At 33.3% G+C, this 24,967-nt stretch carries 22 protein-coding genes and 2 tRNA genes; 14 read left to right on the forward strand and 10 right to left on the reverse strand.

The features are described 5' to 3' along the window. A complete protein-coding gene (gene can / locus NQQ59_RS16545; protein WP_144218771.1) occupies positions 1-636 on the forward strand; it encodes a carbonate dehydratase in 636 nt (211 codons plus the stop codon). A gap of 37 nt (positions 637-673) precedes the next feature. Here the strand turns inward: can and NQQ59_RS16550 are convergent, their stop codons facing one another. Beyond that, complete coding sequence (locus tag NQQ59_RS16550) at positions 674-1,876, reverse strand: LETM1-related biofilm-associated protein (RefSeq protein WP_144218773.1); 1,203 nt, start codon at positions 1,874-1,876, stop codon at positions 674-676. A 119-nt stretch (positions 1,877-1,995) separates the two neighbouring features. Next, complete coding sequence (locus NQQ59_RS16555) at positions 1,996-2,523, reverse strand: superoxide dismutase family protein (protein WP_144218776.1); 528 nt, start codon at positions 2,521-2,523, stop codon at positions 1,996-1,998. A gap of 215 nt (positions 2,524-2,738) precedes the next feature. On the opposite strand from NQQ59_RS16555, the gene NQQ59_RS16560 reads away from it, so the two are divergent. The 3 genes from NQQ59_RS16560 to NQQ59_RS16570 all read left to right on the forward strand — a co-directional run bounded on the left by NQQ59_RS16560 (position 2,739) and on the right by NQQ59_RS16570 (position 4,290). Continuing rightward, positions 2,739-3,176 (forward strand): META domain-containing protein, encoded by a 438-nt coding sequence (locus tag NQQ59_RS16560; RefSeq protein ID WP_144218778.1) that lies wholly within the window; start codon positions 2,739-2,741, stop codon positions 3,174-3,176. A 4-nt stretch (positions 3,177-3,180) separates the two neighbouring features. After that, entirely contained in the window at positions 3,181-3,696 is a 516-nt protein-coding gene (locus tag NQQ59_RS16565) for a DUF4251 domain-containing protein (protein WP_144218780.1), read from the forward strand. Between the two features lie 108 nt (positions 3,697-3,804). Next, positions 3,805-4,290 carry a hypothetical protein gene (locus tag NQQ59_RS16570; protein ID WP_144218782.1) on the forward strand — a complete coding sequence of 162 codons (486 nt, stop codon included), beginning with the start codon at positions 3,805-3,807 and terminating at the stop codon, positions 4,288-4,290. A gap of 74 nt (positions 4,291-4,364) precedes the next feature. Here the strand turns inward: NQQ59_RS16570 and NQQ59_RS16575 are convergent, their stop codons facing one another. From NQQ59_RS16575 to NQQ59_RS16610, 8 genes are all read right to left on the reverse strand, one after another. Further along, entirely contained in the window at positions 4,365-5,459 is a 1,095-nt protein-coding gene (locus NQQ59_RS16575) for a glycoside hydrolase family 18 protein (protein ID WP_144218784.1), read from the reverse strand. A 232-nt stretch (positions 5,460-5,691) separates the two neighbouring features. Continuing rightward, positions 5,692-7,497 (reverse strand): acyl-CoA dehydrogenase family protein, encoded by a 1,806-nt coding sequence (locus NQQ59_RS16580; RefSeq protein WP_144218786.1) that lies wholly within the window; start codon positions 7,495-7,497, stop codon positions 5,692-5,694. A 156-nt stretch (positions 7,498-7,653) separates the two neighbouring features. Next, a complete protein-coding gene (locus NQQ59_RS16585) occupies positions 7,654-8,835 on the reverse strand; it encodes a thiolase family protein (RefSeq protein ID WP_144218788.1) in 1,182 nt (393 codons plus the stop codon). Positions 8,836-9,055: 220 nt separating this feature from the next. Then, entirely contained in the window at positions 9,056-9,517 is a 462-nt protein-coding gene (gene tnpA / locus NQQ59_RS16590) for an IS200/IS605 family transposase (protein ID WP_144218790.1), read from the reverse strand. A gap of 78 nt (positions 9,518-9,595) precedes the next feature. Continuing rightward, on the reverse strand, positions 9,596-11,986 hold the full coding sequence (locus NQQ59_RS16595) for a 3-hydroxyacyl-CoA dehydrogenase/enoyl-CoA hydratase family protein (protein WP_144218792.1): 2,391 nt from the start codon (positions 11,984-11,986) through the stop codon (positions 9,596-9,598). A 57-nt stretch (positions 11,987-12,043) separates the two neighbouring features. Beyond that, complete coding sequence (locus NQQ59_RS16600; protein ID WP_144218794.1) at positions 12,044-12,502, reverse strand: MarR family winged helix-turn-helix transcriptional regulator; 459 nt, start codon at positions 12,500-12,502, stop codon at positions 12,044-12,046. Positions 12,503-12,722: 220 nt separating this feature from the next. Then, complete coding sequence (locus NQQ59_RS16605; RefSeq protein ID WP_144218796.1) at positions 12,723-13,760, reverse strand: helix-turn-helix transcriptional regulator; 1,038 nt, start codon at positions 13,758-13,760, stop codon at positions 12,723-12,725. A 152-nt stretch (positions 13,761-13,912) separates the two neighbouring features. Then, positions 13,913-14,536, reverse strand: coding sequence for an HD domain-containing protein (locus tag NQQ59_RS16610; RefSeq protein ID WP_144218798.1), 624 nt, complete (start codon positions 14,534-14,536; stop codon positions 13,913-13,915). A gap of 477 nt (positions 14,537-15,013) precedes the next feature. Between NQQ59_RS16610 and NQQ59_RS16615 the strand changes: the two genes are divergently transcribed. The 10 genes from NQQ59_RS16615 (at position 15,014) to NQQ59_RS16660 (ending at position 24,575) form a co-directional block, all read left to right on the forward strand. Beyond that, a tRNA-OTHER gene (locus NQQ59_RS16615) sits at positions 15,014-15,130 on the forward strand. A 179-nt stretch (positions 15,131-15,309) separates the two neighbouring features. Then, positions 15,310-15,433: transfer RNA gene (locus NQQ59_RS16620), tRNA-OTHER, on the forward strand. 252 nt (positions 15,434-15,685) lie between these two features. Further along, complete coding sequence (locus NQQ59_RS16625) at positions 15,686-17,926, forward strand: hypothetical protein (RefSeq protein ID WP_144218800.1); 2,241 nt, start codon at positions 15,686-15,688, stop codon at positions 17,924-17,926. 81 nt (positions 17,927-18,007) lie between these two features. After that, positions 18,008-18,631 carry an AbiV family abortive infection protein gene (locus NQQ59_RS16630; protein WP_144218803.1) on the forward strand — a complete coding sequence of 208 codons (624 nt, stop codon included), beginning with the start codon at positions 18,008-18,010 and terminating at the stop codon, positions 18,629-18,631. Positions 18,632-18,722: 91 nt separating this feature from the next. Further along, positions 18,723-19,283 carry a hypothetical protein gene (locus NQQ59_RS16635; protein WP_144218804.1) on the forward strand — a complete coding sequence of 187 codons (561 nt, stop codon included), beginning with the start codon at positions 18,723-18,725 and terminating at the stop codon, positions 19,281-19,283. A 52-nt stretch (positions 19,284-19,335) separates the two neighbouring features. Beyond that, entirely contained in the window at positions 19,336-20,055 is a 720-nt protein-coding gene (locus NQQ59_RS16640) for a hypothetical protein (protein ID WP_144218806.1), read from the forward strand. Between the two features lie 55 nt (positions 20,056-20,110). Further along, on the forward strand, positions 20,111-21,127 hold the full coding sequence (locus NQQ59_RS16645; protein ID WP_257698393.1) for a T4 RnlA family RNA ligase: 1,017 nt from the start codon (positions 20,111-20,113) through the stop codon (positions 21,125-21,127). A gap of 70 nt (positions 21,128-21,197) precedes the next feature. Continuing rightward, a complete protein-coding gene (locus tag NQQ59_RS16650) occupies positions 21,198-22,475 on the forward strand; it encodes a methyltransferase domain-containing protein (protein WP_144218810.1) in 1,278 nt (425 codons plus the stop codon). Between the two features lie 3 nt (positions 22,476-22,478). After that, complete coding sequence (locus NQQ59_RS16655) at positions 22,479-23,663, forward strand: DNA ligase-like domain-containing protein (protein WP_144218812.1); 1,185 nt, start codon at positions 22,479-22,481, stop codon at positions 23,661-23,663. Positions 23,664-23,675: 12 nt separating this feature from the next. Further along, on the forward strand, positions 23,676-24,575 hold the full coding sequence (locus tag NQQ59_RS16660; RefSeq protein WP_144218814.1) for a phosphatase domain-containing protein: 900 nt from the start codon (positions 23,676-23,678) through the stop codon (positions 24,573-24,575). Positions 24,576-24,967 lie beyond the last annotated feature (392 nt).

Genomic DNA, 24,967 nt, shown 5'->3' on the forward strand with positions numbered 1-24,967 from the left:
ATGAGAAAATTTTATGAGCAGTTATTAGAAAATAATAAAAAGTGGGTTGAAACTTCATTGGCAAAAGATCCTAATTATTTTGCTGATCTGGCAAAAGGACAACAACCGCCATTATTATGGATTGGATGTTCTGACAGCCGTGTTCCTGCAAACGAAATTGTTGGCGCAAAACCAGGTGAAGTTTTTGTACACAGAAACATTGCTAATATGGTTGTTCACTCTGATATGAACATGCTTAGTGTACTGGATTATGCAGTAAATGTTTTGAAAATTAAACATATTATTGTTTGCGGACACTACGGATGCGGAGGTGTAAAAGCTGCAATGGGGAATCAGTCCGTTGGAATTATTGATAACTGGATTCGTCATATTAAAGATGAATACCGCTTACACGATAAATATTTAAATTCAATTGAAGATGAAACAGAGCGTTTTAATGCTTTTGTTGAAATCAATGCTAAAGAACAAGTTTACAATTTAGCTAAAACATCAATTGTTCAAGGAGCTTGGAAAAACGGTCAAGACCTTATGCTTCACGGCTGGGTTTACGGATTAAATTCTGGTTTCGTAACCGATTTAAATGTTACCATCAGTTCAAATGCAGAACTTGATAATGTTTATCAGTTAGATTTATAATAGAAAACAAAAAATCGCCTCAAAAGGGCGATTTTTTTTATTCGTTTTCGTCAAGATTCTCATTAAATGCAGATGGAAGCATTGTTGGAATAAACTTGATTAATATCGGCAGTAATAAACTTCCTCCTGGAAGTAAAAATATAGTCAGTGATGGAATCGTTTTGCAAATATCCAAAAGCTGTTTTTTGACTTTTTTCTTTTCTTTGGCATCCAGATCTCTTGTGGTTGAATAGGCTAACAAAACTACCAATTCTTTGCTCTGCATAATTTCTCTTACCAACCTGTTTTTATTTCTAACAATCAGTTTTATAACGCTGTGCGTCATTTGATCGTAGAAATGTTTGACAGGATTAGAATAATTAAAATAAGGAATCTTCTTTTTGTGCGTTGTAATAAAAGTATTCGTTGTGTTCATACTTTTTGTTACAAAATCGTCAGCAACTCCCATCGTAGATCCTAAAGCATAAAGAAAATAAGCTTCTTCATTTTCTACAACACCATCACTCCAAAGAGCCATTCCGGCCATATCAATCAAATAATATTGCTCTAACTTGTTGCTGAAATATTCTAAATGCAATGTTTCCAAAGTCTCGACTGTAACTTTAGAAAATTTTGAATATCGAATGGAAGCTTCAAAAAGTTTAATTAATAAATCGTCATGAACGGATTTTGATGTTTTAGTTTTTAAAGCCAAACCAACAATTCCTAAAACAGTTTCTTCAATTCTTTTTAAATATTTTTCTGGAATTTCTCCATGCTCTAAATATTGTCTAAAAGCCAAAGCATCAATAAAAAGCAATGCATTGGTAACTAAATGTGAAAAGTTTTTACTTATGATACTGTCATTAGTTTGAACTCTTTGATCAATGATGTTTTCAAGAGATAGGGAAGGAGTATCCTTTGGTAATAAAATTTTAAACAAATTAAATCCTTCTGGATTCATCTGTTTGTAAAACTTTAAAACTTCTGAAATAAAATTTTTAGGTTCCGAATTTCTTTTCTCTAAACAAAAAACATGATAGAGTGTATTTAGTAAAGCTACTTTAGAAATTTCGGTTTTAAACCAGCCCTTTATCGGAATCGGAACCTGTGAATCGATAGCAATAATATGACCGTAAATAAATCCCGTTTCTCTTACTTTATAGTAAAACGAATCTACCGTTTCAAAAGGAATTGCTTCTGAAAACTTCTGTTCACTAAAAAACTTATCGATCCAGCCTGGTGCTGAGGGATTAATCATTGACTTAATTTTGCTGATGCAAAGCTATGTCTTTTTTCTTGTTTTAGAATTCATTTTAAATGAAATAACCACTACATTTTGTGAAAATATAGTGGTTATTATGAGTTTTCTTATTTTTCTTACTTGATGATTCCTGCACAAGCAACTCTTCCGCCGGCATCTCCAGTTGGCTGAGTAGTAAAGTCATCTGTTCCAGCGTGTACAATAATACCTTTTCCTAGAACATCTTTATTACTATCTCCGCATCCAATACACCATTCGTCAGTAGTTAGAGTGATTGATCCATTACCTTTTGCGTCAGCAGTAAAGTTTCCGATATCTCCTTTGTGATATTCACCAACTCCCCATTTTCCATGTTTTTTAAAAGTTGGATTCCAGTGTCCTCCAGCAGAACTTCCGTCTGCAGAGCTGCAATCTGCTTTTTCATGAATGTGAATGGCATGAACTCCAGGTTCAAGTCCAGTCATTTTTGCAGTAAAAGTAACTTTTCCATTTTTTTCTGTAAAAATAGCAGTTCCTCCAACTTTACTGTTGCTTTTTGGTTCTAATGCTACTGTTAGCGTTTTAGCATCATTTGATTTGTTATTTGTTTTACAACCAATGACTAAGGCTGTAATTATGGCGAAAGAAACGATTAGTTTTTTCATATTTACGGGCATTTTTAATTAAAGATTAAGTAAATTTAACATAAAATAACCGAATACTTTGACTCTAAAAGTTAAAAAAAAGTCAAACTATACTTTGTAATTTAAAATCGATTGAGCGCAAAAGCAAAAAATATTGCTTAAATTCGTATAGGTTTCAATGTTGTTTTTTTGAAACTTTTATTCTTTAATTCGTTCATATTTAAAAGTTTAAAGTTATGATGAAAAAGATTATTACTCTCGTTTTTTTTAGTTTCCTATTGTTTTCCTGCAATATTTTTAAATGTAAAAAAACAGATGCCGTTTCTAAACTTGACGGAACTTGGGAACTCAATTATATTACTGGCCCCAGAATTACTTTTGATGGTTTGTATCCGAATAAAAAACCGACAATAGTTTTTGATACCAAAGAAAATCGGGTTTCGGGAAACAATAGTTGCAATTCTTACACAGGAAAATTGGTGGTTGATGGAAATAAAATCGATTTTAAACAGCCAATGGCAGTCACTAAAATGATGTGTTTGAACGGACAGCAAGGAGAACAAACTTATATGGAAATGCTCCAAAAAATAACCTCTTACGATATTACGGATAATGGTAAGACTTTGAATTTTATTTCAGGAGATATAGCAATGATGCGTTTCACAAAAAAATAATACTATGAAAGCTACAATATCATTTATATCGTTGTTTTTAGTTTTGAGTCTTTCAATTTCGGCACAGGAAAAAACAAAGAAAGAGCTTAAACAAGAAAGAGAGCTGGAAGAGCAAAAACAGATACAAGCACTTTTAGATGCACAAAATTTTGTTTTTGAAGCGCAAAAATTGACACCACAAGGTGGAAGATTAATTCAGTTGGATTACAATACTTATTTTTTAAAGTTTAATAAAGAGAATACAACTTGTGATCTTCCTTTTTTTGGTAGAGGATACAATATAGGTTATAATAGTGATGGCGGAATTAAATTTGAAGGTAAGCCAGAGAATATTAAAATTGAAAATAAAAAGAAAAATACTATTCTAAGGGCAACTGTTCGGGGAAAAAATGATGTGTATGACTTGGCATTTACAATTTTCTATAACGGTTCTGCGACGTTAAATGTTACAAGTAACAATAGAGCGCCAATTTATTACGATGGAATAATTAGTGCTCCAAAAGATTCAAAAAATAAATAGTAAGAATAAGTTGATTTTTTTGTGCTAAGGTTTTGTTTTAAAATGTTATAAATCAGTATATTTGAGTAATGCATAGTATTTTTAAAAACAAATTTAAAATTGAAACCCATGAAAAAATTAAGTCTAATTCTTATTTTGGCAGTTGCCTCATTTTCATCTTATGCACAATCTTCATTTAAGGAAGATGTAGATGTTTTACAAAGTGTTTATGGAAAATCTAAAAGTGAACTGGTGAAACAGTACATGAATCTGTCTGATACACAAGCTGCGGCTTTCGCAAAAGTGTATGATACTTACGAAACCCAGAGAAAAGCATTGGGACAGACCAAATTTCAATTAATAAATGATTATGCGGCCAATTACGAAACTTTAACAGATGCGAAAGCAGATGAACTGGCAAAAGGAACTCTAAAAAATCATATTGCTTATGAAAAATTGTACTCTAAAACTTATGGTCAAGCTAAAAAAGCGATAGGTTCCATCAATGCAGCCAAGTTTATTCAGCTAGAAGTGTATTTACAGACGATTATTCGAAGTGAAATTTTAGAAGCGATTCCGTTTATTGGAGAATTAGATAAGACAAAAGTACAATAAGATTTAGTTCTTTTATAAAAGTAGAAAAGGTAGTTATTTAGAGAATAACTACCTTTTTTTATTTGATGTAAAAATTATTTTGCTGTTTTTACTTTGTAAATTTCATTCACCATTCCGTCACGGAAGCTGTCTAATGTAAGTTCCCAGAACATGATTCCGCCTAATTTTTTAGCTTTTACATATTCAGCTTTTTCTTTAATAGATTTTAAATCATCTGAAGTTGCAAAAGTTTTAGTTGAAGCATTGTACCAATATGGCGCTTTTGCTTTATCATCCCAGAAATATTTCCAGCCGTTTGCTTCTGTATAGGTTTTAGCGTAATCTTTAAAATTAACACCTTCAACGTGTTTTCCAGCCTGATACAAACCATTATTTATGTTTTCTACATTAATCCATTGTCTGGTATAAAAAGCGCCTCCAATAACTAATTTTTCAGCAGGAACTCCTTGTTTTAATAAAAATTCAACTGCTCTATTAGTAGATTCTTCGTTTGCGTTTGTACTGTATAATGGTGTGTGATGACCTGTAACTTGAGAATAACCGTTTACTAAATCGTAACTCATAATATTAATTCTGTTTACTAATGGCGTAACCGCTTTCCAGTCAATAGATTCGTCTAAGTATTTTTGAAATCCTCCTGCTGCAAAACTCAATTCGTATTTTTTGCCTAATGTTGAACGAAGAATTTTAACTAATTCAGTAAAGTTTGGTTTGTCAACAGCTTGATACAAATGTCCTGGAAGACCTTCGATTGCAGGATATTCCCAATCTAAATCTAAACCGTCAACTTTATAAGAATCACTTAATTCTTTTACAGATTTTGCAAATTTTAGACGCCCTTCAGGTGTAGAAAAAGCTTCCGAGCAAGGTTCGCAACCGCCCCAGCCACCAAGTGAAACAATAATTTTAAGTTGTGGATTTTTAGCTTTCAGCGAAACTAAATGTTTAATAGTATTGGAATCTTTATCTGAATCAACTGTTAATTTTCCGTCTTTTAAGTGGCAGAAACTGAAGATGATTTGATTTAGTTTACTGACTTCGTATTGATCAATTAAGTTTGAATCGCCTGTGTAGTAGGCAATAATATCCATTTTTTTATTCTTTTGTGCGAAAGTTGTAGAAAGACCAAAGCACATTAAAAATAAAGCAATTAGAGTAGTTTGTTTCATTTTTTTCTGGTTTTTAGAGTTTTTTAGAAAGCTAAAAGTACTGCAATAAATTTGATATTTTACTATCGTAATAGTTGTTGAATCATAATTTTAACGAATATTTTGCAGATTTGTGCAAAAAAGTTGCGAATTGTAAGTGATATCTTTCGTGTGAAAAAAGGGAAAAATAAACCCGCGCAGTTTCGGACTTGCGCGGGTTTAAACAAATTAAAAGCTAAAAACTATTTTTAGATTAGAAGCAGTAAGTGTTTTCTGCAACTAATTTTTCTGCAATTTTTTCTCTCAACGCTACTACGTTTGGAAGATTAGTGTATTTTGTGAAACGTTTAAGTCCCATTAACATCATACGTTGTTCGTCTCCTTCAGAGAATGAAGCGATTCCCTCTTTTCCTCTTAAGTTTACAATATCTACGGCTTTGTATAAGTATAATTTTGCCATTGCAATTTGCTCTTGAACTTTGTCTTCGCCTTGTGATTTAGCTAATTTCTCCGTTCTCAAGATGGTACTTTCAGCCATGTAGATTTCGATTAAGATATCAGCAGCAGCCATTAATAACTGTTGGTGAGAATCTAAATCTGGACCGTATTTTTGAACAGCGCTTCCTGCAACCATTAAGAAAACTTTTTTCAAGTTTGCCACAATTACTTTTTCTTCTGAGAATAATTCAGAGAAATCAGGAGTATCAAAAGATGGAATTCCCATTAATTCTTCTTGAACTTTCATTGCAGGTCCAAGTAAATCAACGTGTCCTTTCATTGCTTTTTTGATCAACATACCTACAGAAAGCATTCTGTTGATTTCGTTTGTACCTTCGTAAATACGAGCGATACGAGCATCTCTCCAAGCACTTTCCATTGGAGTATCTTCAGAGAATCCCATTCCGCCAAAAACCTGAATTCCTTCGTCAGAACAGTTTTGAACGTCCTCAGAAACCGCTACTTTCAAGATAGAACACTCGATAGCATATTCTTCAACACCTTTCAATTCTGCTTCTTGGTGAGAAGTTCCTTCAGCTTCACGAGCAGCGATTCTGTCTTCGATGTCTTTTGCAGCACGGTAAGAAGCACTTTCTCCAGCGTATGCGCTAGTTGCCATTTCAGCTAATTTAGAACGGATAGCTCCAAAAGATGAAATAGAAGTATTGAACTGAATTCTTTCGTTAGCATATTTTACAGCTCCAGAAGTAACTCTTCTTTGAGCATCTAAACAAGCCGCAGCCAATTTAATACGTCCAACGTTTAAAGCATTCATAGCGATTTTGAAACCGTTTCCTCTTTCAGATAGCATGTTTTCAACTGGAACTTTTGTTTCGTTGAAGAAAACCTGACGAGTAGAAGAAGCACGGATTCCTAATTTATGCTCTTCTTCATTCATAGAAATTCCGTTTGAAGGATCGTTTTCTACGATGAAGCCTGTAATATTTTTATCATCTCCAATACGAGCAAAAACGATGAAAACGCTACAGAAACCTGCATTCGAAATCCACATTTTTTGACCTGTAATTGAATAATATTTTCCATCATCAGATAAAACTGCTTTTGTTTTTCCTGAGTTAGCATCAGATCCTGCGCCTGGCTCAGTTAAACAGTAAGCACCAAACCATTCTCCAGAAGCTAATTTTGGAACGTATTTTTTCTTTTGTTCCTCAGTTCCGTAAAGTGTAATTGGCATAGTTCCAATTCCGGTATGAGCACCAAAAGCAGTTGAGAAAGATCCAGTTGCTCCAGAAATGTAGTCACAAACCAACATTGTAGAAACGAATCCCATCCCTAATCCGCCGTACTCTTCTGGAACCGCAACTCCTAAAAGTCCCAATTCACCTGCTTTACGCATTGAAGATTCTGTATAAGCGTAATCTTTCTTTTCAAAACGATCTTTATGCGCCCATAATTCTTTGTCTACGAACTCTTTTACAGAGTCACGCATCATTAACTGCTCTTCTGAGAAATCTTCTGGAGTAAAGATATCTTCACATTTTGTTTCTTTAACCAAAAACTGACCACCACGAGTCACGTTTTTTTCGATTGTATCTGCCATGATTATGTTTTTTTTATATTTTGTTTTTGCTCAATCTTGTCATTTCGACGAAGGAGAAATCACACTAGAAGCTCCGCAACGTAATGTGTCAATCTTTGTCGATTCTCGAGTGTGATTTCTCCTTCGTCGAAATGACAAATAGGAGAGAATACTTTCTTACAATACCTCGTAAATCCCTGCAGAACCCTGTCCAGTACCCACACACATGCTCACAATTCCATACTTGTTACCACGACGTTTCATCTCATCAAATAACTGAACAGAAAGTTTAGCACCTGTACAACCTAGAGGGTGTCCTAACGAAATTGCTCCACCGTTTACGTTTACGATATCTGGATTTAAACCTAATTCGCGAGTTACTGCTAAAGCTTGAGAAGCAAAAGCTTCGTTCAATTCGATTAATTCGATATCGTTCAATGTTAATCCTGCTTGTTTCAAGGCTTTCGGAATTGCTTTTACTGGCCCGATACCCATAATTCTTGGCTCAACACCAGAAGAAGCAAAGTTTACCAAACGTGCAATTGGCTCAAGGTTTAATTCTTTTACCATTTCTTCGCTCATGATTAAAACGAAAGCAGCACCATCACTCATTTGAGAAGAGTTACCAGCAGTTACACTTCCGTCAGCAGCGAAAACCGGTCTTAAACCTGCTAAAGCTTCTTTAGAAGTTCCAGCTCTTGGTCCTTCGTCTTTATTGACTACGTATGATTTCGTTTCTTTTTTACCATTTTCATTAATGAAAGTCTGCTCAACAGTAATTGGAACGATTTGTTTATCGAATTTTCCTTCTGCTTGTGCTTTTAAAGCTTTCATATGAGAATTGTATGCAAACTCATCCTGATCTTCTCTGGAAACATTATATTGTTTAGCAACCGCTTCGGCAGTTAAACCCATTCCCCAGTAGTAATCTTCGTGACCTGCAGCAGCAACTTTATAATCTGGAGTTGGTTTGTAACCTCCCATCGGAATATAACTCATACTTTCTGCACCACCAGCAATGATGCAATCTGCCATTCCTGATTGAATTTTAGCAGTTGCCATTCCGATAGTTTCCAATCCAGATGCGCAGTAACGGTTTACTGTAACTCCAGGAACGTCTTCTACTTTTAATCCCATTAAAGAGATCAAACGACCAACGTTAAGTCCTTGTTCTGCTTCTGGCATTGCATTTCCAACCATAACGTCGTCAATACGTTTTTTGTCAAAATCAGGCAGTTCATTCATCATAAACTGAATGGTTTCAGCAGCTAATTCATCAGGTCTTTTAAATCTAAAAACACCTTTTGGAGCTTTTCCAACTGCTGTTCTATATGCTTTTACTATATATGCTGTTTTCATAATTCTTAATTGTTTTTTGATATTTTTAGGTCGCTCCTAAGGAGCTAATTTGCTGTTTTTTTAATTATATTTTCTACAAACAGATTGCCTCTCCGAGGCTGTTATATTATAAACCCATTATTGTTTTTGCCAAAACTGCCTCGGAGAGGCCTGCTGTTTGTAGCATCAATTTAGGTATGTGTTCAAAAGCTCCGTAGGAGCGACCTGTTTTTGCTGTTTGTTATTCAATCCAATCAAATAAATATTTCTCATCATATTCAATTTCAAATTTTTCTAAAAAAGAAAGGTATTCGTCTTTAAAAGTTTGTTTTTTATGATGTTCTTTTTGATTTAGAATATATTTCACCACATTATCCAAATGACTTTTCGAATAAGAAAAAGCTCCAAATCCTTCTTGCCAATTAAATTTTGTACTGATCCATTTATTATCATTAATAAACTTTGATGAACCTGCTTTAATATCTCTTACTAAATCTGATAATGAAAGGTTTGGTTTCATTCCAATTAAAATATGAACGTGATCTGGCATTGCGAAAATTGATAATAATTTTTGATCCCTGTTTGAAACAATACCTGTTATAAATTTGTGTAATTCTTCACGGTTTTCTTCTTTTATTAAATTTGTTCTTCCTTTCACTGCAAAAACAATTTGAATATAAATTTGTGAATATGTATTAGCCATAATAACAGGTCGCTCCTACGGAGCTAAATCAAAAAAAACATCATTTCATTTTCTACAAACAGGTTGCCTCTCCGAGGCTTAGTTTCTTAATGGCTTCCCTTTAGTTAACATATACTGAATACGCTCAAGAGTTTTTCTTTCTGTACAAAGAGATAAGAAAGCCTCTCTTTCAATATCTAATAAATATTGTTCAGATACTAAAGTTGCTTCAGATAAATCACCTCCAGCCATTACGTAAGCCAATTTGTTAGCGATTTTCTTATCGTGTTCAGAAATGTATTTTCCAGCTTCCATTTGGTCAGTTCCCACTAAGAACATACCTAAAGCTTGTTTTCCTAGAACTTTAATATCGTTTCTTCTAATTGGCTGTGTGTAACCTGCTTCCGCCATTAACAAGGCATGTTTCTTAGCTTCCGCAATCTGACGGTCTTTGTTTACTACGATAATATCTTTTCCGTGTTGTAAAAGTCCAGTGTCAAAAGCTTCGTAACCAGAAGTTGATACTTTTGCCATAGCGATAGTCAAGAAATACTCTTGAAGAACGTTCAATTCCACATCATTTTTGCGGAATAAATCTGAAGCTCTTAAAGTCAATTCTTTAGAACCACCACCACCAGGGATAACTCCAACTCCAAATTCAACTAATCCCATGTAGGTTTCTGCAGCAGCAACTACTTTATCAGCATGTAAACTCATTTCGCATCCACCACCAAAAGTCATTCCGTGAGGCGCAACGATTACTGGAATTGAAGAATAACGAACACGCATCATTGTATCTTGGAACAATTTAATTGCCATATTCAATTCGTCGTATTCCTGCTCAACTGCCATCATGAAAATCATTCCGATATTAGCTCCAACAGAGAAATTCGCAGCTTGGTTTCCAATAACTAAACCTTGGTGTTCTTTTTCAGCTAATTCAATTGCTTTGTTAATCGCAGAAAGAACATCACCACCAATCGTATTCATTTTAGATTGGAATTCTAAGTTTAAGATTCCGTCTCCTAAATCTTGGATAATGGCGCCGCTGTTGCTCCAAACTTTTTTGCTTTCGCGGATGTTGTTTAGAATAATGAATGAATCTTGTCCAGGAACTTTTACTTGAGATTTTGTTGGAAGGTTGTAGAAATAAGTAGCACCTTCTTTTACGGTATAGAAACTGTCGCTTCCAGAAGCCAGCATTTCGTTTACCCATGCAGCTGGCTCTAAACCTTCTGCTTTCATGATTTCGATTCCTTTTGCAACGCCAATAGCATCCCAGATTTCGAATGGACCATTTTCCCATCCAAAACCAGCTTTCATAGCGTCATCAATTTTGTATAATTCGTCTGAGATTTCAGGAATTCTGTTTGAAACATAAGCAAACATTCCAGCGAAACTCTTGCGGTAGAATTCTCCTGCTTTGTCAGTACCTTTTACTAAAACTTTAAAACGATTAATAGGTTTATCGATCGTTTTAGTTAATTCTAAAGTAGCAAAATTTGCTTTTTTTGCAGCGCGGTATTCTAATGTGTCTAAGTCAAGAGAAAGAATATCTTTATCTACTTTTTTGTAGAAACCTTGCCCAGTTTTGCTTCCTAACCAATTATTTTCCATCATTTTGTTGATGAAATCAGGAAGTTTAAACAATTCGTGTTGCTCATCGTTAGGGCAGTTTTCATAAATACCATTGGCAACGTGTACCAAAGTATCTAAACCAACAACGTCAACGGTACGGAAAGTAGCCGATTTTGGACGACCAATTACTGGTCCAGTCAATTTATCAACTTCTTCAATAGTTAATCCCATTTCTTTAACCAAATGGAATAAACTTTGAATTCCGTAAATACCAATTCTGTTTCCAATAAAAGCTGGAGTATCTTTAGCAACAACCGAAGTTTTTCCTAAGAATTTAGAACCGTATTCGTTTAAGAAATCCAATACTTCGTTTGAAGTTTTTGGACCAGGAATAATTTCAAATAATTTTAAGTAACGTGCAGGGTTAAAAAAGTGCGTTCCGCAGAAGTGCTGTTGGAAATCTTCGCTTCTTCCTTCGCTCATAAAGTGAATTGGAATACCAGAAGTATTAGAAGTAACCAAAGTTCCCGGTTTACGGAATTTGTCGATTTGTTCGAATACTAATTTCTTAACATCCAAACGCTCTACAACAACCTCGATAATCCAGTCAACATTAGCAATTTTTGCCATATCGTCTGTTGTATTTCCAGTTGTGATTCGGCTAGCGAATTTCTGACTGTAAATAGGAGAGGGTTTCGATTTTAATGAGTTCGCCAAATGGTCATTTACCACACGGTTGCGAACGGCTTTACTTTCAAGCGTTAATCCTTTTTTAGCTTCAGCTTCTGTCAACTCGCGAGGAACGATGTCAAGCAGTAAAACTTCAACACCAATGTTGGCAAAATGACAAGCTATACCTGAACCCATAATTCCGGATCCAATTACAGCAACTTTTTTAATTGTGCGTTTCATAATTTGTTACTTGTTTGTTTTTTGCAGTTTTCGAATTATTTCTTGTCTCAGGAAATGCTATTCGTTTTCTGCGTTTTCTGTTTGATTAAATATGTTTTTGTCGTGAATCAATTCATTAATGATTTCCGAAACTTCGATAAAATGGCTCAGTTTTTCGTCTGAAACATGTTTTCTAACGGTCTCATTAAACTTCAGGACAGTATTTTTAGATAATTCTCTTTTTTCTTTTCCAAAATCCGTCAGATAGATTAAAACGCCTCTTCCGTCACTTGGATTTTTTTTGCGAACAATTAAACCTTTGTCTTCCATTGATTTTAATGTTCTTGTCAGGCTTGTAGCTTCCATTCCCATTCTTGGCCCTAAGGCTGTAGACGGAGTTCCATCTTCCTTATCCATACTTAACAAAGCAAATCCCGTTGCCATTGTAGCATCGTATTTTGCAGCCTCTTCATTATACATTCTTGAAACAGCTTGCCATGTCGCTCTCAAAATATAATCTATCGTTTTGTCTTTCATAGGTAACTATATCGATTTCAAATATAATCAAAAAATACTATGCATGCATATTATTTTTTCATAAATTTTTGGTTAGTTAAATGATTCCCTTGATTTACTGGGGTTTGTGGTTATTTTATTTTGAAATATACTATTCTTTTTTGGGATTTTAACAATTTTTATAAAGTAAAAATTGGTTTATGATATTTATTTTAGATTTAATTCTGTATAATTCAAAAAATCATGAGTTTGTTTCAGTGTTGTCTTTAGGTTCATATCTTGAAATAGCCTGTTTTAAAATCTTTTTCATTCGGTTTCGTAAGCCTTCAGGTCTTAAAATTTCAATAGAATCTCCAAAGCCCAATAAAAGTCTTTCCATTTCATAATTTGGCATAATAAATAAGTGAATGATAATGCTGTGATCTTCATTTTCTTTGATTAATCGCTGAGACGGATGCAGCGGTTTTGTAATGACATAAGGCGCATTCGAAGCATCAATCCAAAGTTCAATACGTCGTGGCTGTAAACCAGAATTAACAGTTACACCAATAATATCTTTATAATATGATTCGGCATCAAAATCTTCTTCTATGTAAGGAAGGTTAAAATCGTAATCGATAGAAACGATTCTGTCCAAAGCCAAATTGGTAATAGGTTGCGTTGCTTTTTTCTTTCCGATTAAAAACCACCGATTGTTGAATTCTTTCAATATAAAAGGATGAAAGTGAAATACAGTTTCTTCTCTCGATTTAAAAGATTTATAAGTAATAATCAAAACCATTTTTTTGATAATCGCCTGATAGATTTCATCTAAATAATGAAGTCCTTTCAGCTTTTCGTTTTTATCCAAATAAATAACAGGTTTGGTATGCGATTTTTCAGAATAGATTTTATCTTCCAATCGCTGTAAAATATCAGACACATCATTAAATAAAGAGAAATCTTTGAATTGTTTTAACATCGAAACGGTTTCAGTCAAAACATTCATATCGGTTTCCGTCAATGGGATATCGGTTATTGAAAAATCTTCGTCTTCATATTTATAATATTTTTTATCGTAAACCACGATTGGCGCATTATAACCGAGTTTTTCACTTCGCATCAGCTGAATATCCATTTGAATGGTTCGTTTACTAATCGGAATATTTCGGCCTTCATACTCAGATAAGGCTTCAGAACAACATTCAATTAAATCTTCCAAAGTCCATTGCCTGTATTTATTCTGCAGACATTTGTCGATTATTTTATATCGAATTAAGGCGTTTTTGTTTTGTGACATACTATGTGTGGTTTTTGCTCGCAAAGTCGCTAAGACACAAAGTTTTGTTTCACGCAGATTGTGCAGATTTAAGCAGATTTTTTTTTTAATCTTTTTAATACTTTAATCTGTGGCTAAAAAATAGAACTTTGCGTCTTAGCGACTTTGCGAGATTATTTTTTGCTTTCTAAATGACTTATCTCTTTTTCAATATTTCTTCTCGCTTTCTCTTCATACAAATTCCTAAACTCGTCTGTCTGAAAAATAAATTCATATTCCAGAAAATGTTTCAAAGCTTTTGCGCGTCCAGGTTTGTATAAAAAATCAGGATAAATGCGATATTCTTTTCTAATTTGTTCAAAATAGATTTTATAATCTTCCCAGTCTTTGGCAAGGATTTTCAAATCAAAATCAATTAACCAATTAATATCTTCATTTTCATTGTGAGCATGCAGTTGTGTTGCGCAAATTGCGTCAAAAACCAATTGTTTATTTAATTGATGTTTTTCAGATAGAATAGACAAAGCAAATTCGGCACTTTTCAATTCATTATCCTTTTTTGAAGCCGAATACACAATATCATGATAAAAAATAGAAAATAATATCTCATTCGGATTTTGAAGACGATCGCTATAGGTTTCAAAACTCGTAATCATTTTTTCTAAATGCGCCAGATTATGATAATGCCTTGATTTTTTGGAATATGCCTTTTCTAAAACATTCCAGTTCTGCTGAATTTCATTAGCTGAAAAACCAATATTTAGAAGTAAGTCAGTATAAGATTTTTTTAAATTCATGTTAATAAGTGTTTGAATAGAGCTTCGGAGAAGCGAAATACTTATAGCTAATTTACAAGGCCAAATCGTAAAGCTCCAGCGGAGCGACACCTTATGCAAAATATTTCACCCCGCTGGGGCTCTTTGGTAGCAATCATAAAATAGCTATAAATATACCGTCCGCTGGGACTTAAATGATGTCGCTAGATAAATGTTTTTCTCAAATTTAAAATTCTTTTTTCACTGCGCAAAATAATTGCGTAGTAGTTTTGAAATCTTTGCTCAAGAAATAAAACAAACAGTATTTCTAAAAAATGGAACAAAAATTTTTATGCGCAGAATAATTGCGCAGTAGTTTTGAAATCTTTGTTTAAGAAATTAAAAACAACGTTCATAGAAATAAAAATAGAGTCTGTATAGGTCAAGTTTGAGTTACTTCGAAAATACTTTCCAATGTACAAACTTATACCATTACCTTTTAAACTCATATTATAAATTGGGGCAGTAGCTCAGAGGCAGAGCAGGTAATTTTGAAATTATCTTCTAGAGGTCAATCAGAATTTACTTCTTACGCTTTTAACGTCCAGGTCGCGGGTTCGACTCCCGTCTGCTCCACAATTTGAATAAATTTTTTACTACGCAAAATAAATGCGCAGTAGTTTTGAAATCTTTGTTCAAGAAATAAAACAATACGTTCTTAATAAATAAAAATTAAATAAAGCAGGTCAAGTTTAAGTTACTTCGAAAACACTTTCTATGTACACACTTAGACAATTATCTCTTTATTAAAATCTGAAGCAGTAGCTCAACGGATAGAGCACAGGACATATTAGTTTCGAAATTATCTTATTGAAGATCAATCTAAACTTACTTCAATCGGGGATCCTGGGGTTATGGGTTCGAATCCCATCTGCTTCACTATTATTGGTCAATTGAAACTTACTTCTAGAAATCGGTTTTTTCTGGTTCGAGTCCAGCAAGTTTTAAAATTATCATTAATAAAAAAAACGAGGGTCAAAATTAGCTTACTTCTCGGGGAAACCCACAAACTTCCAATTTGAATTAGCTAATTCATTACACTCCAATTTAAGGTCAAGTGCTTCTTACTTCAAACACTCTTTTAGGTAGAACTCAGAAGCACCATTATCTAAATTTTAAAAATTAAAAAAAATGAAAACAAAAGAATTATTAAAAATCAGTTTACGTCAAAATGCTATTTTCATTCCATCAGAAATGATCATGAATGATAACCAAAATTTATCAGGAACAACATCGGTTTTTGCAGCCAATGTTTCAAAACTCGGATATACATTTTCTGAAACGTTACTGAATGCTTTAAACAATGTCAGCCAAAATTATAAAATCGAGGTTTTAGAAGTTTTAAGAGAAGTTTTAGGAACAGATAAAAACTGGACACCATTGGTAAAAGAATGGAATGTGCCAACTAATGAATCTGTTGTAGATCATATTATTACGTATTTTGGAAATGTTTTTCAAACAAAAAACGGAACAAAATTACAATGCGGACATATAATTCCAGATAACACTTTTCCATTAGAAAGATATAACGGTTGTCCTTTCTGCGGTACTCCGTTTGAATTTGGAAAATTGGAAAATATTGGTCAAAGAAGCAAATTAAAAGTCCTTGAATTATGGAATGAGAAAGATTTAGAGAACTTTTATATTTCGTTATTACAATCAAAGACTGCTTTAGATGCTACTCAAGTAGATAGTTTAAAAATGGCGATGAAATATTTGGCTTTGCCTAAAACTGAAATTGCAATGAAGGAAACTTTAATGCTAGTGATTGATCTTTTGATTGAAAACGGTAATGAAGATTTGGCTTCTCAATTTTTGAAAACGCCAACCGATATCTTGCGTTACTTATGGTATAAAAATACCGGAATGTTGCAGATTATCGAACCAAAAACGATTATTAAAAGAGCTACTAAAAACGGTCAGCACTTTCATTATTCATTAGATACAAGTGCGCAGGCTAGAATTGCATCTAAAAAAGATTTGAAATTAAAATATTCTCGAAAAGAATGTTTGATGGTGGCAAATTGGTTAAATAACATGAATTTGGATGTGGAAGCAATGTGCGAAATCATGCATCCGAAAAGAGGAATGTGGGTTCGTTTTATCCGAGCGTTGCGTTTGGCAGAATACAGCAAAAGAAAAGGATTTGAGAAATTGAATTTTTTACTAGATGTATTCTACAACCAAGTGTATGATGTTTGGCAAAGCAAAGTGAATTCGTCAAGATTGAAATTTGATGCCGATAAAACATTCGGATTGCTGAAACAACGTCCAGGTTTGTTTGCTCGTTCTTTATTTTCGAATATGCTTTGGTTTGGAGCCGATGAAACAATCGCTCATTTCGAAGAAGTTATTGATAAAGTTCCAGCGAGATTGGTGTTTACATTAAACATGTATGCACAAAATTACTTCGATGTAAACATGCAAAGAAGCGTGAAACCTTTGGGAGGAACAAACAAACGTGTGGGATCAAATCAGTTGTTGAAGTTGTACGATGATAATCAGTTGGAAACAATGAAAAATCAAATCGAATACTTGACTATTTTGGCGATGAAAAAACGATTTGCGTCGGTTTCAAACCCAAATAAAACAATTTATATAGATCCGCAATTGTACAATATGCCGGTTTCTATTGGAGATCGAAGTGATACGGTCCAGGATTTGCCAGTTGCTTTAATGGGAACCCGTTTTCCAGTTGAAGGAAACGAAGTGCGATTGTTTATGCAATGGGGTAAAGATTTGCCTGCACAACATTTAGATATGGATTTAAGCTGTCATATCGCATACGTAGACCGTTCAGATATTTGTTCTTTCAGCCGATTAACAACTGCCGGTTGTCAGCATAGCGGAGATATCAGAAGTATTCCGAATAAAATTGGAACTGCTGAATACATCAATATCAACATCGACGAATTGGCAAAAGCCAAAGCAAAATTTGTGACTTTTACTTGTAATGCGTACAGCAACGGAAGTATTACGCCAAATTTGGTTGTAGGTTGGATGAACAGTAAATATCCGATGAAAATTTCGGAAAGAACAGGTGTTGCGTACGATCCGTCGTGTGTCGATCATCAGGTTCGTGTGACGCAAAATGTTGCCAAAGGTTTGGTTTTTGGAGTGTTGGATGTAGCCAAAAGAGAAATCGTTTGGTTAGAGATGACTTTCGGAGGTCAGGTTGTGGGCGGTTTGGATTTCAAAGGAGTTCAGGCGCTATTGGCAAAATTGAACAGCAAATTGAATATTGGTAATTTATTACAACTAAAAGCGGAAGCTCAAGGTTTAACGATTACCGAAAATGAAATAGCTGATGAGGTGTACACAGCGCAATGGGCGATGAACCCAGCGGTTGTTACACAGCTTTTAATAGATTAATTTTAAACCACGGATTTTTAGATTCGTGGTTTTAAACTTTTCAACCAATATATTTTGCATTTATAATTAAACCAAAAATTGATGAAATTTAAGAAAGAACAATATTTTCAGATTATTGAAAAAGCTTTGCAAAATGCTGAAGAATTAATTGTAGAAGCGGAAATTTTAGAAAAGAACGGTAAGAATGCTCGAGCTTATACGCTTTTCCAATTTTGTCTTGAAGAAGTTGGAAAAGCATTTTTAGCATTTCAATTCGTTCTAAAAGGCAACATAGAGGATGCTAATGAGACAAAAAAGTTTTTTAATGATTTTAAAAGTCATACTGTTAAAACAGAGACTTCTCAGGGTATTGACTTTATGTTTGCTTTAAAGATTGATAAAAGTCCTCATTCTAAAAAAATGATTGAAGAATTTATATTTAATCGAGATGATGTTACTGTTTCTAATAATTATAAAAACTACAGTCTCTACACTTCGTACATAGATGGAGAATTTTATAAACCATCTGAAATTATTACTAATGATATGTTAGATAAGATTTCCAAACATGCCAAATTTAGATTGCAGGTTGGGAAACCATTTATAAAAATTGGTATTGATAATTATGATGCTCTTTTCAAAACTCGAGATCTTTTGAATGAAGAAGAAGCGTCTATTGAAACCCAAAAAAAGATAAAAGAACTTTTAAATTCAAAATTTGATTAAAAAAAACATCATTGATTTTTGAATAATTTTAAACTACGCAAAATAACTGTGTAGTGGTATTTTGAATCTTTGAAAAAACAAATTAATAGATATGAGAAATTCAGAATTTGAAATCCACCCTTTTAATGAAGTGTTATATATTGAGTCTTTATTAAATAAGACACGTTCAATTTTGAATGATGTTGAATCATTAAACAATTTTTGGAAAGATGGAAGTCATGATTGTCAATATGATGATGCGATTCTAGATACATTCCAAAATATAATTCTTAATGCAGGAGGAATTTCTCGATTTTTTTGGCCTTCAAAAAATATTGGAGATTATAAAATTAGAGCAAAAAAGCTACGAGAAGTTTATTTTGTTAATGATAATAGTGTTTTGAAAAATAGGGATATGAGAAATCTTATTGAACATTTTGATGAAAAATTAGATGATTTTTTAAAAGAATCTGCTACATGGAATGTAATGCCAAAATATGTCGGACCGATGTTTTTCTCATATGAAGCGACAATATTTTTTAGGGCATTTATTTTTGATAGTTATATTTTTAAGATTTTCAATGTAGAATATGAAATAAAACCAATCATAGAGGAAATAAGAAGAATTCATCAAATTTTATCATTACAACAAGAAAACGGAGGACGATTTTAATTAGGATCAAAATTTAAAGGGTAATATGTTGGAAGATAAATAATTATTAAAAATGAAACCAATCTATCAAATATTCGGTTCTGAAAATTCCCTCGATCTCGATTTGGTTTTCTTTATTGGAGAAATGCCAGAAACGATACTAGAAAAGCTTTCACTGTCTAAAGAACTCAGTCAATCGATTATTTCATTTTTCCCAGAAAAAGAAATCAATGCCAATCTTGCTGTGCAACGAAATGGTCATTTAGTGGAGGTTTACAAAGGTACAACAGACGAATTGAATAATGCATTGTTTTATACCTATAAAAATCATAATCAGAAATTTGAAAACCAGATAACGAAACTTTTGGTTCGAGATATTGATTTGAAATTTTTGAGAAGCACCCGAATGATTTTGTCTTTTTTAAGCAAAACAGAACACAGGATTTTAATTAAAAATGCTTTAAAAGGAGATTTAGACGAAAAGATTCTCTCATTAGAAAAAATTGATTTGAATCAAATTGCTTCTTTCGGAAAAAATACGAACCATTTAGATCTTCTAAAATCAATTGCATTTCAGTTAGGACAAGCTATTTCGCTTCATGAAGGAAAAGAATTGTACACCAAAAATGAAATTGCAAATGCATTTCCAGATCTGAAAAAATATCTTTTTAGAGAAGAAAATACCGATTTCGAAAATTTACAAAAAAGGCTTTCCAATTTCATTACGATTCTCAAAGACAGAAGTCTTAAAATGAAAAATAAATCGGAATATAAATATGAAAATAAAATCTAACTGCGCAAAATGATTGCGCAGTAGTTTTTGAATCTTTGTTCAAAGATTAGAACTCATGAATACAACATTATTAAAAGAGATGATTTCGCAGAATTATATCAAGGTAAACAAACACCCTGAATATGATTTGTATATTTATAATTATACCCAAAGTGCGCAATTTGAGCGAGTTTGGAACGAAATCACCATAACTTGTCGCGGACTTATTTTAGACGCTAATGATACTGTTGTGGCAAGACCTTTTCCGAAGTTTTTTAATTTGGGCGAAATCGAAAATCAAATTCTGCCAGAAACTGCTTTTGAAGTTTTTGATAAAATGGACGGTTCACTCGGAATTTTATATTGGATAAACGATCAGCCTTTTATAGCAAGCCGTGGTTCTTTTTCGAGAGAACAATCGGATAAAGCCAATGAAATGCTTCACGGAAAATATAAAAATTCATGGGCTTTGCTGGATAAAACCAAAACCTATTTGTTTGAAATTATTTATCCTGAAAACCGAATTGTTTTAGATTACGGAAAATCAGAAGAACTGGTTTTGCTTGCCATTATCGATACACAATCGGGCGAGGAATTTGAACTTGAAGATATTGGTTTTCCATTGGTTAAAAAACTAAACGGAATCAAAGATATTCATACTTTATCTGCTTTAAATCAAAACAATAAAGAAGGATTTGTGATTAAGTTTGCCAATCATTTTCGGGTAAAAATTAAGTTTGAAGAATACCTTCGTTTGCACCGAATTATTACTCAGGTTTCGAATTTGAATATTTGGGAATATTTAAAAACAAATCAGTCATTCGAGGAAATTCTGGAACGTGTTCCTGATGAATTTTTTGCTTGGGTAAAACAAACAAAAGCTGATTTAGAAAAAGATTTTAAAGCCATCGAAGACCACTGCAAATTGGATTTCAAAGTGTTAGAATCAAGAAAAGAAACTGCTTTTTATTTTCAAACCTGTAAATATCCAAAAGTCTTGTTTTCGATGCTGGATCAAAGAGAATATTCGGAACTAATCTGGAAAATGATTCGTCCAAAATTTGAAAAACCTTTTAATAGAGAAGAAGAATAAAAATAATTTTAAACTGCGCAAAATAACTGCGCAGTGACAAAACTATATTTGTCAAAGAAAAATAAACGCCATGATTATAAAACTTAAATCAGATAATAAATACTTTTTGGATATCCTTTATAAAAACCCAAATACTGATCAGGGACTTTATTTGAAGGAATTGAAAAACGGAATTGTAATTGGAAACGTAATCGCTGAAAACGAATATCATTGCGTTTTCTTGGACGGAAAACACAGTTATTTGCCCGAAGAAGGAAATCAAATCGATTTTCAGAGCTATTGCAGTCCGTTATTGGCATTAAATATGGCGACGGAATTTTTTAATCATTTGTATAAAGAGAATAAAGTTTTAGACGAAACGCTGATTCCGTGGTTAGAGAAAAACTATGATGAGGTGGATACAGAGCAATGTACGATTGAAGTTCCAACCTTTTTTATAGATTCTAACTGGTATAAAAACGAAAAATACCTTTTGTCAAAATACATAGACGGAATTACATTGGTCAATAAAATTGGTAACAATTTCGAATTAAAAATAGAAGGAGCGACGGTAAGAGAAGCTATGCAGAAATTTTCGTTGGTGGCATTATTTACCCATTTTACGAACAGATATGCGGTTTACACCTTTATCGATGATTATTTTATCCAGAAACACATCACGATGTTTACCAATCTTACTGGTGTTCCATATTTTGTTTTTTATCTTTTTATAAAAAGAATTATGCGTTCTCCGTCACAGTTTGAGAAATTTAAACCGCAGTTGGAAGCTTATTTTGATAACGAAGTTCAATTTGGATTTACCGATACACATCAGTCGAGAAAAGAATTTATTTGCGGAAAAATTAATTTTGAAGAAACGATTTTAGACTTTGGATGTGGTGAATTGCAGTATTACAAATTGCTGAACAAAAGAGGATTTACAGCAGATTATTATGCATACGACGAAGTTGATTTTAAACATATTGCCGATAAAATCCAAGAATCAGACAGAACAGATAATTTGATTTGGACTCAAAATCTGGAAGAATTGAAAGGCTTTGAAGGGCAAATTATTTTAAGTGAAGTGATTGAACACAATTCGGTTGAAGAAGCGAAAGAATTGCTAATCTGGATTAGAGACAATATCAATTTTACGCAATTATTTGTGACAACGCCAGACAAGGAATTTAATGTGAATTACGAATTGACAGAAGAATTTCGTCACGACGATCATGATTTCGAATTATCAAATGCAGAGTTTGTAATGCTTATAAACGAAATTTTTCCAAACCCGAAAACCTTTCATGGAGTAGGAGATTGTGTAAAAGGAGTTTACCCAACAAGCGCTGTAATCATTCAAAAAAAGTAGAAAATGTTAGACTATAAAATAAGAAACAGAATAGAGTGGTTTTGCGAAAATAAAGTCAATGATTTTTCGCCAACTATTTCGCCTGCGCCAAAAAATAAAGAAAGAAACGAAATTGAAAGTATCGAAAGTGCGATTCATTATTACATGCACTATGGCGTAACCGAATTTGTAGTTCAGAAGAAATACATGGGTTCATACTGCACCATTTATCTAAAAAGAAATATCGAAGAAACGTATTTTGTTTCCAGAAACGGCTTTAAAATGGATCATATCAATACAGCACAAGCGATTGAAAGTCTGAGAGTTTTGCATGCTAAAATGCTCGTAGATTTCCCTGAATTTGAAACTCTTTTGATTGCATCAGAATTGTTGCCATGGAAAGTTTTGGGCGCTGGTTTGATCGAAAAAGAATTCACAGGATATTACGACGCTCTGCAAACGCATAAAGATTATTTGAAAGATTCTGGTTTGATTGAAAAATTAATCAGTGTCAAAAACGAAGAAGCTTTTACGACTTATGTTTCAGATAAAAAACAGCTTTCGAGAAAGGAATTCGCCAGCAAACACAAAATGCATATTATACGTCAATATGATGCTTTGCAGTCGGTAAAAATTCCGAATTTGGACAAACAACAAGAATCGTTGAATGTGTTCAAAAACCAGATTGATACATTTGGAACTGAAGGTGAAATCTATTTCAAACCGTTTACGATTCTAAAAGAAGTAAAAATTTCAGGTGAAGAAATATTGCCAAACAGCAATTTGACTTATGAATTGATTAACGATGATCCGTTTTTGCATTTGGAAATTACAGCTTCCAATAAAGAAGAAAAGCTAAAAGAAATTTATGATTTCTTCGAAAAACTGACAGAAGCAAACGAAGAAGGCATCATGATAAAACCGGTTCAGAATTACATAAAAGGTCTTCCGCCGTGTTTTAAAGTCAGAAACAATAATTATCTTACGATGATTTACGGCGTGAATTTCCATCAGGATTTTGACCATTATTTAGAAAAAAGAAACGTAAAAAGAAAACTTGAACAATCTATAAACGGCTGGGAAATCAACCAGAAAATGCTTCAGATCCCGTACAAAAATTTGGGAGAAGAAAACTATTTGATGCGTTTGTTTCTTTTGAAAAGAATCAATAACGAAGAGATAGAAAAAACATTAGATCCAAGATTATAACAATTACAAAAAATGAAAAAGATACCAACATTAACGATATTAATAGGCGCTCCGGCATCAGGAAAAAGTACGTTTGCCGAATGGAAAGTGAGAACTGAGGCCAAAACCATGCGAATTAGTCGTGATGAAATCAGGTTTTCTCAATTTCAGGAAGTGATGGATAATTCGGTAGAAAGCATGATTTCGAAAATCATCAATGTGCAGATTAAAACCCTACTTTCTAGCGGATGGAATGTAGTTTTGGATACTTGTAATGTGAAGTACGATTATATCAAACAGCCGATAGATAATTTTTCGGAACAAGCAAATATCGAATTCAAAGTGTTTGATTTGCCATTGGAAGAACTTTTTAGTCGAAATGATAAAAGAGACCGAAAAGTTCCGAGAAAAGTAATTGAAAATATGTATCATCAATTGCAGAAAACGAAAGAAAAATTTGATTTCAAACCGATTAAAAAAGTCGAGAAAAACGTAGAATACTGTGCTCAAAACCCAGATTTGCCAAAAGCAATTATCTGTGACCTTGACGGAACTTTGGCTTTGATGAACGGAAGAAATCCGTTTGATGCCAGCAAATGCGATGAGGATGAAATTAATAATCCGGTGGCAAATGTGTTGCGAAATTACAAGAAATTAGGATATGAAATTTTACTGGTTTCGGGTAGAGAAGACCGATACAAAGAACCAACATTACGTTTCCTTCAAAAACACGAAATAGAATACGACGATCTGATCATGCGTAAAACAAAAGACAGCCGAAAAGATTCGATTATCAAAACCGAAATCTATAACGAATTTATTAAAGATAAATACTTCGTAGAATTTGTCCTTGATGATAGAAATCAAGTGGTTGATACTTGGAGAAACGATTTGAAACTGCCGTGTTTCCAAGTATATTACGGAGATTTTTAGCGGATTTTGCTTAACCGCAAAGTTCGCTAAGATTTACGCAAAGGTTCGCAAAGTTTTGTTTCATATAAACGCACAAATTGTAGAGATGCACTGTAGTGCGTCTAACGTAACGTATTCTCATTTTATGTAAAAGATATTTCACGCAGATTCGGCAGATTCTAGCAGATTTACTTAGATTTTTTTTAAAATAATCTGCGCCAATCTGCTTAAATCTTTTAAAATCTGCGTGAAACAAAAACTTTGCGACTCAGCGACTTTGTGAGATTTTTTCGCCTGCAAATCTGTAAAAATATTTCACGCAGATTCGGCAGATTCTAGCAGATTTAATTAGATTTTTCTTTAAATAATCTGCGCGATCAGCTTAAATCTTTTAAAATCTGCGTGAAACAAAA

The organism is Flavobacterium panacis (assembly GCF_024649945.1).
GTDB classification, from domain to species: Bacteria; Bacteroidota; Bacteroidia; order Flavobacteriales; family Flavobacteriaceae; genus Flavobacterium; species Flavobacterium panacis.